At 58.5% G+C, this 13,797-nt stretch carries 10 protein-coding genes and 1 riboswitch; of the genes, 2 read left to right on the forward strand and 8 right to left on the reverse strand.

Features of this window, described 5'->3' with window-relative positions; translation table 11 throughout:
* Positions 1-75: 75 nt before the first annotated feature.
* The 4 genes from polB to araB all read right to left on the reverse strand — a co-directional run bounded on the left by polB (position 76) and on the right by araB (position 6,594).
* Positions 76-2,433, reverse strand: coding sequence for a DNA polymerase II (polB, locus tag ACQG1K_RS03425; protein WP_426720954.1), 2,358 nt, complete (start codon positions 2,431-2,433; stop codon positions 76-78).
* Positions 2,434-2,589: 156 nt separating this feature from the next.
* On the reverse strand, positions 2,590-3,285 hold the full coding sequence (gene araD, locus ACQG1K_RS03430) for an L-ribulose-5-phosphate 4-epimerase (RefSeq protein ID WP_022647024.1): 696 nt from the start codon (positions 3,283-3,285) through the stop codon (positions 2,590-2,592).
* Positions 3,286-3,371: 86 nt separating this feature from the next.
* A complete protein-coding gene (gene araA, locus ACQG1K_RS03435) occupies positions 3,372-4,874 on the reverse strand; it encodes an L-arabinose isomerase (RefSeq protein WP_367074849.1) in 1,503 nt (500 codons plus the stop codon).
* A 10-nt stretch (positions 4,875-4,884) separates the two neighbouring features.
* Complete coding sequence (gene araB / locus ACQG1K_RS03440) at positions 4,885-6,594, reverse strand: ribulokinase (protein WP_367074847.1); 1,710 nt, start codon at positions 6,592-6,594, stop codon at positions 4,885-4,887.
* Positions 6,595-6,929: 335 nt separating this feature from the next.
* On the opposite strand from araB, the gene araC reads away from it, so the two are divergent.
* Positions 6,930-7,775 carry an arabinose operon transcriptional regulator AraC gene (araC, locus tag ACQG1K_RS03445; protein WP_032625458.1) on the forward strand — a complete coding sequence of 282 codons (846 nt, stop codon included), beginning with the start codon at positions 6,930-6,932 and terminating at the stop codon, positions 7,773-7,775.
* A gap of 118 nt (positions 7,776-7,893) precedes the next feature.
* Entirely contained in the window at positions 7,894-8,661 is a 768-nt protein-coding gene (locus tag ACQG1K_RS03450; protein WP_017383796.1) for a DedA family protein, read from the forward strand.
* Positions 8,662-8,704: 43 nt separating this feature from the next.
* Here ACQG1K_RS03450 and thiQ read toward each other — a convergent pair whose 3' ends face one another.
* The 4 genes from thiQ to sgrR all read right to left on the reverse strand — a co-directional run bounded on the left by thiQ (position 8,705) and on the right by sgrR (position 13,783).
* Positions 8,705-9,406 (reverse strand): thiamine ABC transporter ATP-binding protein ThiQ, encoded by a 702-nt coding sequence (gene thiQ / locus ACQG1K_RS03455; RefSeq protein WP_367074846.1) that lies wholly within the window; start codon positions 9,404-9,406, stop codon positions 8,705-8,707.
* On the reverse strand, positions 9,390-11,000 hold the full coding sequence (gene thiP / locus ACQG1K_RS03460) for a thiamine/thiamine pyrophosphate ABC transporter permease ThiP (protein WP_126314605.1): 1,611 nt from the start codon (positions 10,998-11,000) through the stop codon (positions 9,390-9,392). Before thiP ends, thiQ begins: the two co-directional genes overlap by 17 nt.
* Positions 10,976-11,959, reverse strand: a complete 984-nt coding sequence (gene thiB / locus ACQG1K_RS03465; protein WP_161177400.1) for a thiamine ABC transporter substrate binding subunit — start codon at positions 11,957-11,959, stop codon at positions 10,976-10,978. The genes thiP and thiB overlap by 25 nt, the downstream gene beginning before the upstream one ends.
* Before the next feature lie 31 nt (positions 11,960-11,990).
* Positions 11,991-12,091, reverse strand: a riboswitch (TPP riboswitch).
* A gap of 36 nt (positions 12,092-12,127) precedes the next feature.
* Positions 12,128-13,783: an HTH-type transcriptional regulator SgrR gene (gene sgrR, locus ACQG1K_RS03470; RefSeq protein WP_022647030.1), complete on the reverse strand. Its 1,656-nt coding sequence runs from the start codon at positions 13,781-13,783 to the stop codon at positions 12,128-12,130.
* Positions 13,784-13,797 lie beyond the last annotated feature (14 nt).

Here is a 13,797-nt window from a genome sequence, read left to right on the forward strand (position 1 = left end):
AAGACGGTCATCGAAAAATGGGTCCGGGAATGGAAAGGGCGCTATGGTACTGGATGGCAACGGTTTCGTCACGCGTCAAAATAGCCCAAGTTGTCCTGTCACTAGTGTAGCAAAGTCGTCGTTGATGAACGGTAAAATTCCCTCCGCAACAGGCTGAAGCTGGCGGGTCAGGTAGTGATCGTAATCGAGCGGAGACTGCTGGTAATCAACGGGTTCTGGTCCGTTCGTTGTCCAGACGTATTTGATCGTTCCCCGGTTCTGATACTGCGGCGCGCGGCCCCGGCGAACGTTCTCTTCATCTGCCAGTCGCGCCGCGCGGACGTGCGGAGGAACGTTACGCTGGTACTCCGCCAGCGGGCGGCGCAGGCGCTTGCGATACACCAGCTGCGCGTCAAGTTCGCCCGCCATCAGGCTGGCTATCGTCTCGCGCACGTAGTCCTGATACGGCTCATTGCGGAACACCCGCAGATAAAGCGTTTGCTGAAACTGCTGTGCCAGCGGCGTCCAGTCGGTGCGCACTGTCTCCAGCCCTTTAAACACCATCCGCTGCTTGTCGCCTTCCTGAATCAGTCCGGCGTAGCGCTTCTTGCTGCCCTGGTCGGTACCGCGAATGGTCGGCATTAAAAAGCGGGCAAAATGGGTTTCAAACTCCAGCTCTAACGCACTGGTTAACCGCTCTTTTTGCAAACTTTCGCGCCACCAGGCGTTCACGAAGGCGACCAGTTCTTTGCCGATTTGCGCGGCGTCGTCTTCTGAATGGGCCGATTTCAGCCAGACAAAGGTGGAATCGGTGTCGCCATAAATAACGTCATAACCCCGGGATTCAATCAACGCTTTGGTCTGGCGCATAATGTCGTGCCCGCGCATGGTGATGGACGACGCCAGACGCGGATCAAAGAAGCGGCAGGCGCTGGTGCCCAGCACCCCGTAAAAGGCATTCATAATGATTTTCAGCGCCTGTGAGAGCGGCTTGTTGCCGTGGCGTTTTGCCTCGTCACGGCCGTGCCAGATATTTCCCACGATCTCAGGCAGGCAGTGCTTTTCGCGCGAGAAGCGTGCCCCGAGAAAACCTTCAGTACTGTGCGCATCGTCTGGCTGCGCCATCCCCTCGACCAGCCCTACCGGATCAATCAGAAATGTGCGGATAATCGACGGGTACAGACTTTTATAATCCAGCACCAGCACCGAATCATACAGCCCGGGCCGTGAATCCATCACGTAACCGCCGGGACTGGCCTGCGGCGGCACGTCACCGAGGTTAGGGGCCACATAGCCCGCCCGGTGCATCCGCGGGAAATAGAGGTGGCTGAAGGCCGCTACCGAGCCGCCGTGCCTGTCGACCGCGAGACCGTTTACCGTTGCGCGTTCCAGCAGGAAGGGCATGATCTCGGTTTTATGGAAAATCTGCGTTACCAGCTCACAGTCTTTCAGGTTATAGGTAGCGAGCGCTGGCTTATCCTCATTAAAGCGCCGGTCGATCTCGTCCATTCGGTCCCAGGGATTGTCGATGGATTTACCTTCACCGAGCAGCGCCTGGGCGACCGCTTCCAGCGAGAAGGAAGAGAAGTTCCAGAAGGCGGATTTCAGCGCCTCGATGCCGTCGACAATCAGGCGACCGTTAGCCTGTGCGAAGAATACGCCGTTCTTAAAACCGTGCTCTCGCCACTCCAGCTCCGTGTTTCCGCGCCCTAACGTCAGGGGAATGCGGTACCGCTCGGCATGTTTTTGCAGCACGCGCAGGTCAAACTGCACCACGTTCCAGCCGATCAGCACGTCGGGATCGTGCTCGGCAAACCACTGATTAAGCTTCTCCAGCAGCTGTGGTCGGCTGATAACGTATTCCAGATGAAAATCCAGCGCGGACGCATCGCCGTTCGGGGGCCCGAGCATATAGACAACCCGCTGCCCACAGCCCTCCAGGCCGATGCAGTACAGCTCGCCGTGACGGGTGGTTTCGATATCCAGCGAGACCCACTTCAGCGGCGGGCGATAGTGCGGGTTAGGCTTCAGGCGCGCGTTCACGAGACAACCGTTCTGCTCAGCGCCGTCCACCCAGACGGAGGCGGTGATAAACCGCTCCATCAGAAAACGTTCCGGCGGGCGAATGTCCGCTTCATAGAGCGTCACGCCCGCTTCGCGGAGCAATTTTTCATAGCGCATCAGCTGGCGATGGGCGCGGCAGTAGAGGCCATAAACCGGCTGGCGGTGGAAGTCTTTTAGCTCAAGGGGAGTAAGGCGCCAGCCGTTTTCACCGCGCAGCAGCTGCTTTACTTTCTCGACGTGGTGTTCAGGGATAAACGCCACGGACTCCTGAGGCGGCAGGGTAACGTGCAGCGGGCCGTTATCCGTCGCCAGCCAGAACGCAACCTCGGTGCCCTGAGGGGTATCCCGCCAGTGTCGGGTCAGTAAAAAGCCTTCTTGCGCCTGTGCCACGCCGCTATCCCACAAAACAAAACCAGGCCTGATTATAGCCTGGTTGAGGGGTATTTGCTGGGGTTTTATACAGTGCCTGTTTTGCCGGATGGCGCTACGCTTATCCGGCCAACAGGATCCGTAGGCCCGATAAGCGCAGCGCCACTGGACAATGTTTTACTGCCCGTAGTACGCCTTCGCGCCGTGCTTGCGCAGATAATGCTTATCCAGCAGGGTTTGCTGCATATCCGGCAACTGCGGTGCCAGCTGGCGGCAGAAGATCCCCATGTAGGCGACTTCCTCCAGCACGATCGCGTTGTGCACCGCGTCCTCCGCGTTTTTACCCCAGGCAAACGGACCGTGGGAGTGCACCAGCACGCCGGGCATTTGCGCCGCGTCGATACCCTGTTTTTCGAAGGTTTCGACGATCACGTTCCCGGTTTCCCATTCGTACTCACCGCCGATCTCCGCATCGGTCATCAGACGCGTGCAGGGAATGGTGCCGTAAAAGTAGTCCGCGTGGGTGGTGCCGGTGGCCGGAATTGGCTGGCCCGCCTGCGCCCAGATGGTCGCGTGACGCGAATGGGTATGCACAATCCCACCGATGGTCGGGAAGGCCTGATACAGCAGGCGGTGAGTGGGCGTATCGGAGGAGGGCTTTTTATCGCCTTCAACCACTTCACCCGTTTCGATGCTGACCACCACCATATCTTCCGCGGTCATCACCGTGTAATCCACGCCCGAAGGCTTGATCACGAACACGCCTTTTTCCCGGTCAACGGCGCTGACGTTGCCCCAAGTCAGGGTCACCAGGTTATGTTTTGGCAGCGCCAGGTTGGCTTCGAGTACCTGACGTTTGAGATCTTCTAACATTGTCGTCTCCTGCCGGATGGCGCTGCGCTTATCCGGCCTACAGAACCGTAGGCCCGGTAAACGAAGTGCCACCGGGCATTCAGGGCTTAGCGTTTTGAACCGTAATAGACTTCGTTCCAGCGCAGCGCGTCTTTAAAGGCTGGCAGATGGGTGTCGTTATCAATCACGGTCAGTTCGATGTCGTGCAGCTCGGCAAACTGACGCATATCGTTCAGGTCTAGCGCGTGGCTGAAGACGGTGTGGTGCGCGCCGCCGGCCAGGATCCAGGCTTCCGACGCGGTTGGCAGGTCAGGTTGCGCTTTCCACAGGGCGTTGGCGACCGGCAGTTTCGGCAGAGAATGCGGAGTTTCCACCGCATCGACGCAGTTCACCAGCAGGCGGAAACGATCGCCGAGGTCGATCAGGCTGGCGTTAATGGCCGGGCCGGTACGGGTGTTGAAGATCAGACGGGCCGGATCCGCTTTGCCGCCAATGCCGAGGTACTGCACATCGAGGATCGGTTTCTCTTCGACGGCGATAGAGGGACACACTTCCAGCATGTGCGAGCCGAGCACCAGATCGTTGCCGTTCTCGAAGTGGTAGGTGTAGTCCTCCATAAAGGAGGTGCCGCCCTGCAGACCGGTCGACATCACCTTCATGATGCGAAGCAGAGCGGCAGTTTTCCAGTCGCCTTCGCCCGCAAAACCGTAGCCCTGCTGCATCAGACGTTGTACCGCCAGACCCGGGAGCTGTTTCAGGCCGTGGAGATCTTCAAAGGTGGTGGTGAAGGCATGGAAGCCGCCCTGTTCCAGGAAGCGCTTCATGCCCAGTTCAATGCGTGCGGCATCCAGCACGTTCTGGCGCTTGTCGCCGTTGACCTGTGCCGCAGGCGTCAGGCGGTAGCTGCTTTCGTACTCGTCCACCAGCGCGTTAACGTCGCCATCGCTGATGTCATTCACCACCTGCACCAGGTCGCCCACTGCCCAGGTATTCACGGAGAAGCCGAACTTGATCTGCGCGGCCACTTTGTCGCCGTCGGTTACGGCAACTTCACGCATGTTGTCGCCGAAACGCACCACTTTAAGGTGACGGGTATCCTGCTTAGAGACCGCCTGACGCATCCAGGAGCCAATGCGTTTTTGTGCCTGGCCGTCCTGCCAGTGGCCGGTCACCACGGCATGTTGTTGACGCATACGTGCGCCGATGAAGCCGAACTCGCGACCGCCGTGCGCGGTCTGATTCAGGTTCATGAAGTCCATGTCGATGCTGTCCCACGGTAGGGAGGCGTTGAACTGAGTGTGGAATTGCAGCAGCGGTTTGTTGAGGATAGCCAGGCCGTTGATCCACATTTTGGCTGGCGAGAAGGTGTGCAGCCACACCACCAGGCCAGCGCATTTGTCATCGTAATTGGCATCGCGGCAGATGTTAGTGATTTCGTCCGGCGTAGTACCCAGCGGCTTCAGCACCAGTTTGCACGGCAGTTTGGCTTCCGCGTTCAGCGCATTCACAACGTGCTCCGCGTGTTTCGTCACCTGCTGCAACGCTTCCGGTCCGTATAAATGCTGGCTGCCAATCACAAACCACACTTCATAATTATTAAAAATGGTCATTATCGTGTCCTTAAAGTGTCAGGGTTGCCGTAGTGTCCGCGGTGCTTTTGGCCGGGGCGGCGACAGGGAGATAGTGAAGTTCGGCGCTTTTTGCCCATTGCTGGTAGCGCTGATAAAGCTGTTCAAAGCGTTGTGCCTGCTGAGCCTGCGGCTGAAGCGTACTTTCGACGGCGCTCGCCATATGCTGTTGCGCGGTCGGGATATCCGCATGGACGCCTGCGGCCACGGCAGCGAAAATCGCTGCGCCCAGCGCACAGCACTGATCGGAGGCCACAATTTGCAGCGGACGGTTGAGCACGTCGCAGCAGGCCTGCATGATCACCGGGTTTTTACGGGCGATACCGCCCAAAGCCATCACGTTGTTCACGTCAATGCCCTGCCCGGTGAAGCACTCCATGATGGCGCGCGCGCCGAACGCGGTGGCGGCGATCAGGCCGCCAAACAGCGCGGGCGCGTCGGTCGCCAGGTTGAGATCGGTAATCACCCCTTTCAGACGCTGGTTGGCAAACGGCGTACGACGGCCGTTGAACCAGTCCAGCACCACCGGCAGGTGATCGAGAGACGGATTTTTTGCCCAGGCTTCGGTGAGCTGCGGCAGGAGCTGTTTTTTGCTCGTGGTAATCTGGTTTTTCAGTTCAGGATGCGCGGCCGCCAGCTGATCCAGCGGCCAGCCGAGCACCCGGCCAAACCAGGCGTAGATATCGCCAAACGCGGACTGACCCGCTTCGAGGCCGATAAAATCAGGCACCACGCTGCCGTCAACCTGACCGCAGATACCCTTCACCGCGCGGTCGCCAACGGTCGTTTTATCCGCCGTCAGAATGTCGCAGGTGGAGGTGCCAATCACTTTCACCAGCGTGTTAGGCTGCGCACCCGCGCCCACGGCGCCCATATGGCAGTCGAACGCGCCGCCGGAAATGGTCACGTTTTGCGGCAGACCGAGGCGTTTCGCCCACTCCTCGCAGAGCATGCCGACCGGAATATCGGCGGTGAAGGTGTCGGTAAACAGCGGGTATGTCAGGTTTTTGTTGATGATCGGGTCGAGTTCATCGAAGAACGCTGCCGGAGGCAGACCACCCCAGCTTTCATGCCACAGCGATTTATGCCCGGCGCTGCAACGGCCACGGCGAATAGCCTGCGGGCGAGTGGTGCCGGAAAGCAGAGCGGGAACCCAGTCGCACAGCTCAATCCATGACGCCGCTGCCTGTGCGACCGACGCGTCCGCGCGGGTAACGTGCAGGATTTTTGCCCAGAACCATTCGCTGGAGTAGATCCCGCCGATGTAGCGCGAGTAGTCGGTTTTGCCCGGCTGGTGGCATAAGCGGGTGATGGCTTCCGCCTCTTCCACGGCGGTATGGTCTTTCCACAGCACAAACATGGCGTTCGGGTTATCGGCAAACTCCGGGCGAAGCGCCAGTACGCGGCCTTCTGCATCAACCGGGGCTGGCGTTGAACCGGTACTGTCGACGCCAATCCCCACGACGTCGGCCCGCTGGGCATCCGTCAGCTCCGCCAGCACGGTTTTGATCGCCGCTTCCATTGATTCAATGTAATCGCGCGGGTGGTGACGGAACTGGTTGTTCGGCGCATCGCAGTAGCGCCCCTCTTGCCAGCGCGGATACCACTCAACGCTGGTTGCTATCTCCTGGCCAGTCGTACAGTCCACTGCCAGCGCGCGAACTGAGTCGCTGCCAAAATCGAGGCCAATTGCAATTGCCATGGTGTTGCTCCATCCAAAACAGGTATGGAAGAACATTAGAGACTGGGGACAAAGATCGTCAGGCAGGATCCGCTAATCTTATGGACTAAATTGCTGTAGCAGCGGAAAGTGTGACGTCGTGCAAATATTCAATGTGGACATTTCTGCCGTACTTATAGACACTTTTGTTACTGCTTAACCGCCCGTGCTGGTGGAGAAATCAGGGAAAAAGGCTGAAACATGGCGGACGTAAAAGAGGCGTGATGCTTTTTGGATCTTTTCGCGGGCCATTTTTATACTGCTTTTATCGATATGGACAATTGGTTTCCTTCAGGACCCTTGGGAGAACTGAATCTATGGCCGAACCGCAAAACGATCCCCTGCTGCCGGGATACTCATTTAACGCCCATCTGGTGGCGGGGCTGACGCCCATTGAGGCCGAGGGGTACCTTGATTTCTACGTCGATCGACCGCTCGGAATGAAAGGGTATATTCTGAACCTGACCGTTCGCGGGGAAGGGGTGATTAAAAACGGCGATCGGCAGTTTATCTGCCGCCCTGGTGATATGCTGCTGTTCCCGCCGGGGGAGATCCACCACTACGGACGCCACCCGGATGCCAAAGAGTGGTATCACCAGTGGGTCTATTTCCGTCCGCGCGCCTACTGGCAGGAGTGGCTCTCGTGGCCGGCCATTTTCGCGCAAACCGGTTTTTATCGCCCGGATGAGGCGCATCTGGCGCAGTTCCGTGAGCTGTTTGCACAGATTATTGAGGCAGGGCAGGCGGGAGGGCGCTACGCCGAACTGCTGGCCATCAACCTGCTTGAACAGGTGCTGCTGCGCCGCATGGAGGCCATCAACGAGTCGCTTAATCCGCCGCTGGACAACCGCGTCCGCGACGCCTGCCAGTACATCAGCGACCACCTTGCCGACAGCCAGTTTGATATTGCCAGCGTCGCCCAGCATGTGTGCCTGTCGCCGTCACGGCTGTCGCATCTGTTCCGCCAGCAGCTTGGCGTGAGCGTACTCAGCTGGCGCGAGGATCAGCGCATCAGCCAGGCGAAACTGCTGCTCAGCACCACCCGAATGCCTATCGCCACCGTCGGGCGTAACGTCGGCTTTGAAGATCAGCTCTATTTCTCTCGCGTGTTTAAGAAGTGCACCGGTGCCAGCCCGAGCGAATTCCGTGCGGGATGTGAATAATCGGTAAACATTCAGGTGAACTTCAGGCGCATCTTGTAAACTATTCAGACAATTGATGCCTTGACGCGGTGCAGGGCGCTAAGCAGAATCGCTGATTCGTTTTCTGACCGGAATAGTTATGCAGGCATTGCTGGAACATTTTATTACCCAGTCCGTTATGTATTCGCTCATCGCCGTGGCGCTGGTGGCGTTTCTGGAGTCGCTGGCGCTGGTCGGGCTGATCCTGCCCGGCACCGTGATGATGGCGGGGCTTGGGGCGCTTATCGGCAGCGGCGAAGTCAATTTCTGGCAGGCGTGGATGGCCGGTATTATCGGCTGTTTGCTGGGGGACTGGATCTCCTTCTGGCTGGGCTGGCGCTTTAAGAAGCCGCTACACCGCTGGTCGTTCATGAAAAAAAACAAAGCGCTGCTGGATAAAACCGAGCATGCGCTGCACCAGCACAGCATGTTCACCATCCTCGTGGGGCGCTTCGTTGGGCCAACGCGTCCACTGGTGCCGATGGTGGCCGGGATGCTGGATCTGCCCGTCGCGAAGTTTGTGGTGCCGAACATAATCGGCTGCGTCTTCTGGCCGCCGTTCTACTTCCTGCCGGGTATCCTGGCGGGCGCGGCGATTGATATTCCTGACGGTATGCAAAGCGGTGAGTTTAAATGGCTGCTGCTGGGTACGGCGGTGCTGCTGTGGCTGGCGGTTTGGCTCTGCTGGCGCCTGTGGCGCAGCGCGAAAGCGAGTGTCGATCGCCTGACCCGCTATCTCCCGCGCACGCGCCTGCTCTGGCTGGCCCCACTTACGCTCGGCGTGGCGGTGGTAGCGCTGGTGGCGCTGATCCGCCACCCGCTGATGCCGGTGTACGGCGAGATCCTGTTGAAGGTGGTGAGCCGTTAAGGTGTTTTCCCTCTCCCCGTGGGAGAGGGCCAGGGTGAGGGCATCAGACCGCACGAATGCCCAACAATGAAGATGCCCCTGCGTTACCACTCAGAAGTTCTTCTGTTTCTCCATCCCACAAAATACGTCCTTCCGCGATCACCACCGATCGCGGCGCGATGCGTGCGGCATCTTCAATGCTGTGCGAAACCATCAGCATCGTCAGTTGTTCGCGCTCGCACACCTCCTCAACCAGCGAGAGCATCTCCTGGCGCAGGGCCGGGTCGAGCGCCGAAAAGGGTTCGTCGAGCAGCAGCAGCGGCTGCTTGCGCACCAGACAGCGTGCCAGCGCCACGCGCTGGCGCTGGCCGCCGGAAAGCTCCCCCGGAAGCCTGTTGATAAACGCAGACAGGCCCATTTGTTCGGCGATCGCCTCCAGCGTCTGACGCTGCGCAGCACTGAGCTTTAACCCCGGATCCATACCCAGCGCGATGTTCTGCCAGACCGTAAGATGATTGAACAGATTGTTTTCCTGAAACAGCATCGACACCGGGCGCTTAGCCGGCGGAGCGTAGGAAAACTCGCCGTTATCAATGACGATCGACCCGCTGGCAGGTTGCAGAAAACCGGCGATCAAATTGAGCAAGGTGCTTTTCCCGGCACCGCTGGGGCCAAGCACTGCGATTCGCTCTCCCTGACGAACGGAGAGGGTAAAACGCATTGGCAGGTGCTCATAAAGCCAGGTTACATCAGTCAGTTTTAACATCACGCCCCGGAAGTTTTTCGATAACGGTAAATAACGCAAAGCACAGCAGCAACAGGAGCAGCGCCGTGACGGCGCCGTCCTGGCTACGATAGGAGCCAATTTGCTGATAAAGCCAGAACGGCAGCGTGCGGAAATCCTCGTTGCCGAAGAGCGCCACTACGCCAAAATCGCCAATCGACAGCACGCAGGCAAACGCCAGCGCCTGGGCGAGCGGACGTTTCAGTGCGCGCAATTCTACCACCTTCAGACGCTGCCAGCCCTGCATGCCCAGCGACTGACACAGCAAGCTGTAGCGGCTGTTGACGTCGCGCATCGGGTTTTCCAGTACCTTGAGCGCGTAAGGGATGGCCATCAGTGCGTTGGTAAAAATGACGATGCCGTCGGCGCTTTCCGGCAGGCCGATGGTGCTGTTGAACAGTAAAAAGAATCCGGTCGCCAGCACAATGCCCGGCATCGCCAGGATCAGCATACCCGTCAGTTCCAGCGCGTGTCCGGCTTTACGGGCATGACGCGCGTACAGCTCGCGGCTGCTCCAGAGCAGCATCATGGTCAGGATCACGCACAGTAGCCCGGCTGCCAACGCAATGCGCAAGGAGGTCCACGTCGCTTGCCACAGGACAGGTTGTTGCAGTACCGACAACACATTGCGATTCAGTCCATCAACGATAACGGCCAGCAGCGGGGGCAGCAAAAGCAGGAGTGCCAGTGCGATCAGCATAAAATCCGCGACGCGGCTATACAGGCAGTCCTGCGGATCGCGCCAGCCTGTCATGTTATTGCTTCCTGTGGGGATCGTTTTGCTTAGCCTCTGGCTGAGTAACACCAGTGCCAGACAGCATACCATCTGCACGATCGCCAGCAGCGCGGCGCGGCCCGGATCGTAGTCGTAACTTAAAGCCTGATAGATCGCCAGCTCAATGGTGGTGGCCTGCGGCCCGCCGCCGAGAGAAAGTACGGTCGCGAAGCTGGCGAAGCAGAGCATAAAGATTAGCGCGGCAACCGGGGCAATCTGGCGTCGCAGCCACGGCCATTCGACAAAGCGGAAGAACGACCAGCCGCGCATGCCAAGCTGGGCGGCAATCTGACGCTGCTCACCGGGAATGTTTTCCAGCGCCTGTAAAAAGAGGCGCGTGGCCATCGGCATATTGAAAAAAATATGCGCCAGCAGAATGCCTTTCAGGCCGTATGGCGAGAAGGTCCATTCCAGACCAAGCAGGTTGAAAAGGAATGCCAGCCATCCCTGCCGACCATAGACGCTCAGAATGCCGAACACCGCCACCAGCACGGGCAGGATCAGCGTCATCGCGCACAGCCGCAGCAGGGCCAGCCTGCCGGGAAAACGTCTGCGATAGAGGGCGCGCGCGAGGAAAATGGCCGGGAGCGTCGACAGCAGCGCGGAAAGAAACGCCTGCCAGAAGGAGAAACGGATGACGTGCCAGAGATAGCTGTCGTGCCAGAGGGCAAGCAGATCGCTCTCTGGCGCGTTAAACCACAGCGCAAGGAATGCACCCAGGCTGACGACCACCATCAGTATAGCGGCGAGCAGCCCGGGAACTAACCAGCCGGGGATCAGCGGCTGACGGCGCGTTGCCATTCACTTATCCATGCGGCGCGCTGGGTGGCAACCTGCTGCGGCGTAAATTCCAGGGAGGTTTGCGGTTTGTTCAGCTGCTCAAAACCTGCCGGCAGCGCAACATCAGTGACCGGGTACATCCAGTTTCCTGTCGGAATAGCATTCTGGAATGCCGGTGAAACCATAAACTTCAGGAATTTCTCGGCGAGCTCCGGCTGTTTGCTCGCGGCGGTGCGGGCGGCCACTTCCACCTGCAAATAATGTCCTTCAGCAAAGTTCGCGGCGGCGTAGTTGTCTTTCTTCTCGGCGATAATGTGGTAGGCCGGAGAAGTCGTGTAGCTCAGCACAAGGTCGCTTTCGCCTTTCAGGAACAGGCCGTAGGCTTCGCTCCAGCCTTTGGTGACGGTAACGGTTTTCGCTGCCAGTTTCTGCCACGCCTCAGGCGTTTTGTCGCCATAGACTTTCTGCATCCACAACAGCAGCCCCAGACCCGGCGTGCTGGTGCGCGGATCTTCATAAATCACGCGCCACTTCTGATCGCTTTCGACCAGCTCTTTCAGGCTTTTGGGCGGATTATTCAGCTTGTTTTTATCGTAGACAAACGCAAAGTAACCGTAATCAAAGGGAACGAAGGTGTCGTTTTTCCAGCCGCCCGGCACGTTGACGGCATCTGCCGCCACGTCGCTTTTGGCGAACAGTCTGGTTTGAGTGGCGGCTTGCAGCAGGTTGTTATCCAGCCCGAGCACCACGTCGGCTTTGCTGTTTTTGCCTTCCATACGCAGCCGGTTAAGCAGAGAGACACCATCTTCCAGCGCCACGAATTTCAGCTCGCAGTTGCAGTCGGCTTCAAAGGCTTTTTTCACCGCCGGGCCGGGGCCCCAGTCGGCGGAGAAGGAGTCGTAGGTGTAGACCGTCAGGACAGGCTTAGCAAAAACAGGCAGCGCAAACAGCGCCAGCAGAGGAAGAACGTTTTTTAACACTTTGCACCTCAGGGTTGAGTGGCAAAGGATTTTGAGAGACAGCCTCAAATCCCTTCGCCGGCGTTATCCGGATCAGGTTCGACGGGTATTATCTCAGCGCACATCAGTGATGCAGCACCCCGTTGAGAACGGCGCTATTGTAATGATTTGGTGAATATTACGAAAGCGTTATGGCTCCGGCGGCGCAAACCACGCGGATTTAAAATCAAACCAGCCCAGGGTATTCATTCGCAGGCCGCGCATGCTGCGCTGACCCTGGATCAGCAGCCAGTGGTGAATCAACGGTACGATCGTCTGCCCGGCCAGGAGCTCCTGACACCAGGCGGCCAGATCCATTTCTCCTGCCCGCCACCGTGCGGCGTCCCGCTGCCAGTCCCGATTGATACAGTGCTGAATCAGGGGCACTTCATACAGGTGAGAGAAGAGCGAAAAATCAAGCGGCAGCGTGAAGTTCGCACTGTTGAGCCAGATATCGCTGATAACATCTCCACGGTGCCATTCATCATAGTCCACTTCCTGTATCGCCAGCGTCACGCCCTCGGCTGCCAGCAGCTTACTCATGATCCTTGCGATAAACCGGTGCTCAATGTGATCGCGATAGTAGCTGAGGGTGATGGTCTCCAGTCCGGCAGGTTTTTCACTGCGTACTGGCTGCGCATGGTGCCAGCGCGGAAGCAGGCCATAGGCCGGGAACCACCAGGTCTGGTATTGCTCCTCTGCGTGATAAATCAGGTTAGCGGGCGCCAGAACATGGCTGATCCACCTGCGTACGTCGTGATTCGCCCCGCGATGGCTGCGGCTATCGAAGAGCAGGTAGTAGCAGCCCTCCTCCAGGCGGCTTTCGAACGCCTTTTCACCGGCTGTTGGCCCTTCCAGCGTCAGGCCTGCGCTCAGCTCTTCGTTGAGATCCGGCAGTACCCAGACGTTGACTTCGTCGATCAGCGCCCTATAGCCAAAGTAATCATCAAAGGCGCGGATCTTCAGCTGATTACTGTTGTTCCGTGAAACGGAGTAGGGGCCCGTGCCAATCGGCTGGCTGGAAAAATTGTTCAGGGATCGCCACTCGGCAGGCAGGATCATCGAGGGCACGTAGCCCAGAAGCCACGGAAGCCATTTGTCCGGCTGCGATAGCTCAATATCCAGGGTCCAGGCCGTGGGGGAGTGGATCCGCGCGATATGCGAATAGAGCGGCAGCGTGCGGGCGCGCTCTAAGGAATCGATAACGTCGCGCATCTCCAGCTCGCGTCCATGGTGGAAATGTATGCCGGGGCGTAAAAAGAAGCGCCAGTGCAACGGAGACACCTGTTGCCAGTGATGGGCAATATCCGCTTCCAGTTCCCCGTTTTCCTCATTTATCCGCGTCAGACCGCTAAAAATCTGCCGGGCCATGTGGGTTTCAGAGCGACGTAACGCCGTACCGGGCAACAGATTTTTCATTGGGCGATAGTAAAGCACTCGCAGAATGTGGCGTCCCTGACGAAAGCTGCGTCCCAGATGCGAGACCAGCATCTGGCGCACGGCGGCTTTGTCGCCCACCAGCTGGACCAGCTGATCGATGCGGTCTTGCTCCAGCAGATCCTCCGCCCGCTGTTGCTGCAACGCCAGGCCGGTATAGAGGAAAGTCAGGCGCGAGCGCTTACCGCGTCCGGCTTCGGCCTCCCAGTTTAGCCAGCCCTGCTGCTGCATGGTGTTAAGGAGGGTACGCATATGACGCCGGGAGCAGTTGAGGAGCTCAGCCAGCTCGTTCAGCGTGGTCTCCTGCGATTGCCCCTCGCAGCACTGCCAGAGGCGGATAAATTGTTGTTGCAGACGACCAGAAGGCATAAAAGAGGAACTCC

Origin of the sequence: Enterobacter cloacae complex sp. 402C9, assembly GCF_050030745.1 — a bacterium.
In the GTDB taxonomy this organism is placed as follows: Bacteria; Pseudomonadota; Gammaproteobacteria; order Enterobacterales; family Enterobacteriaceae; genus Enterobacter; species Enterobacter intestinihominis.

What these genes read in the sequence shown, in the direction of transcription:
- sgrR (WP_022647030.1), bottom strand. Translation starts at nt 13,783, where the DNA reads ATGCCTTCTGGTCGTCTGCAACAACAATTTATCCGCCTCTGGCAGTGC.
- araC (WP_032625458.1), top strand. Translation starts at nt 6,930, where the DNA reads ATGGCCGAACCGCAAAACGATCCCCTGCTGCCGGGATACTCATTTAAC.
- thiP (WP_126314605.1), bottom strand. Translation starts at nt 11,000, where the DNA reads ATGGCAACGCGCCGTCAGCCGCTGATCCCCGGCTGGTTAGTTCCCGGG.
- araB (WP_367074847.1), bottom strand. Translation starts at nt 6,594, where the DNA reads ATGGCAATTGCAATTGGCCTCGATTTTGGCAGCGACTCAGTTCGCGCG.
- araD (WP_022647024.1), bottom strand. Translation starts at nt 3,285, where the DNA reads ATGTTAGAAGATCTCAAACGTCAGGTACTCGAAGCCAACCTGGCGCTG.
- araA (WP_367074849.1), bottom strand. Translation starts at nt 4,874, where the DNA reads ATGACCATTTTTAATAATTATGAAGTGTGGTTTGTGATTGGCAGCCAG.
- ACQG1K_RS03450 (WP_017383796.1), top strand. Translation starts at nt 7,894, where the DNA reads ATGCAGGCATTGCTGGAACATTTTATTACCCAGTCCGTTATGTATTCG.
- thiQ (WP_367074846.1), bottom strand. Translation starts at nt 9,406, where the DNA reads ATGTTAAAACTGACTGATGTAACCTGGCTTTATGAGCACCTGCCAATG.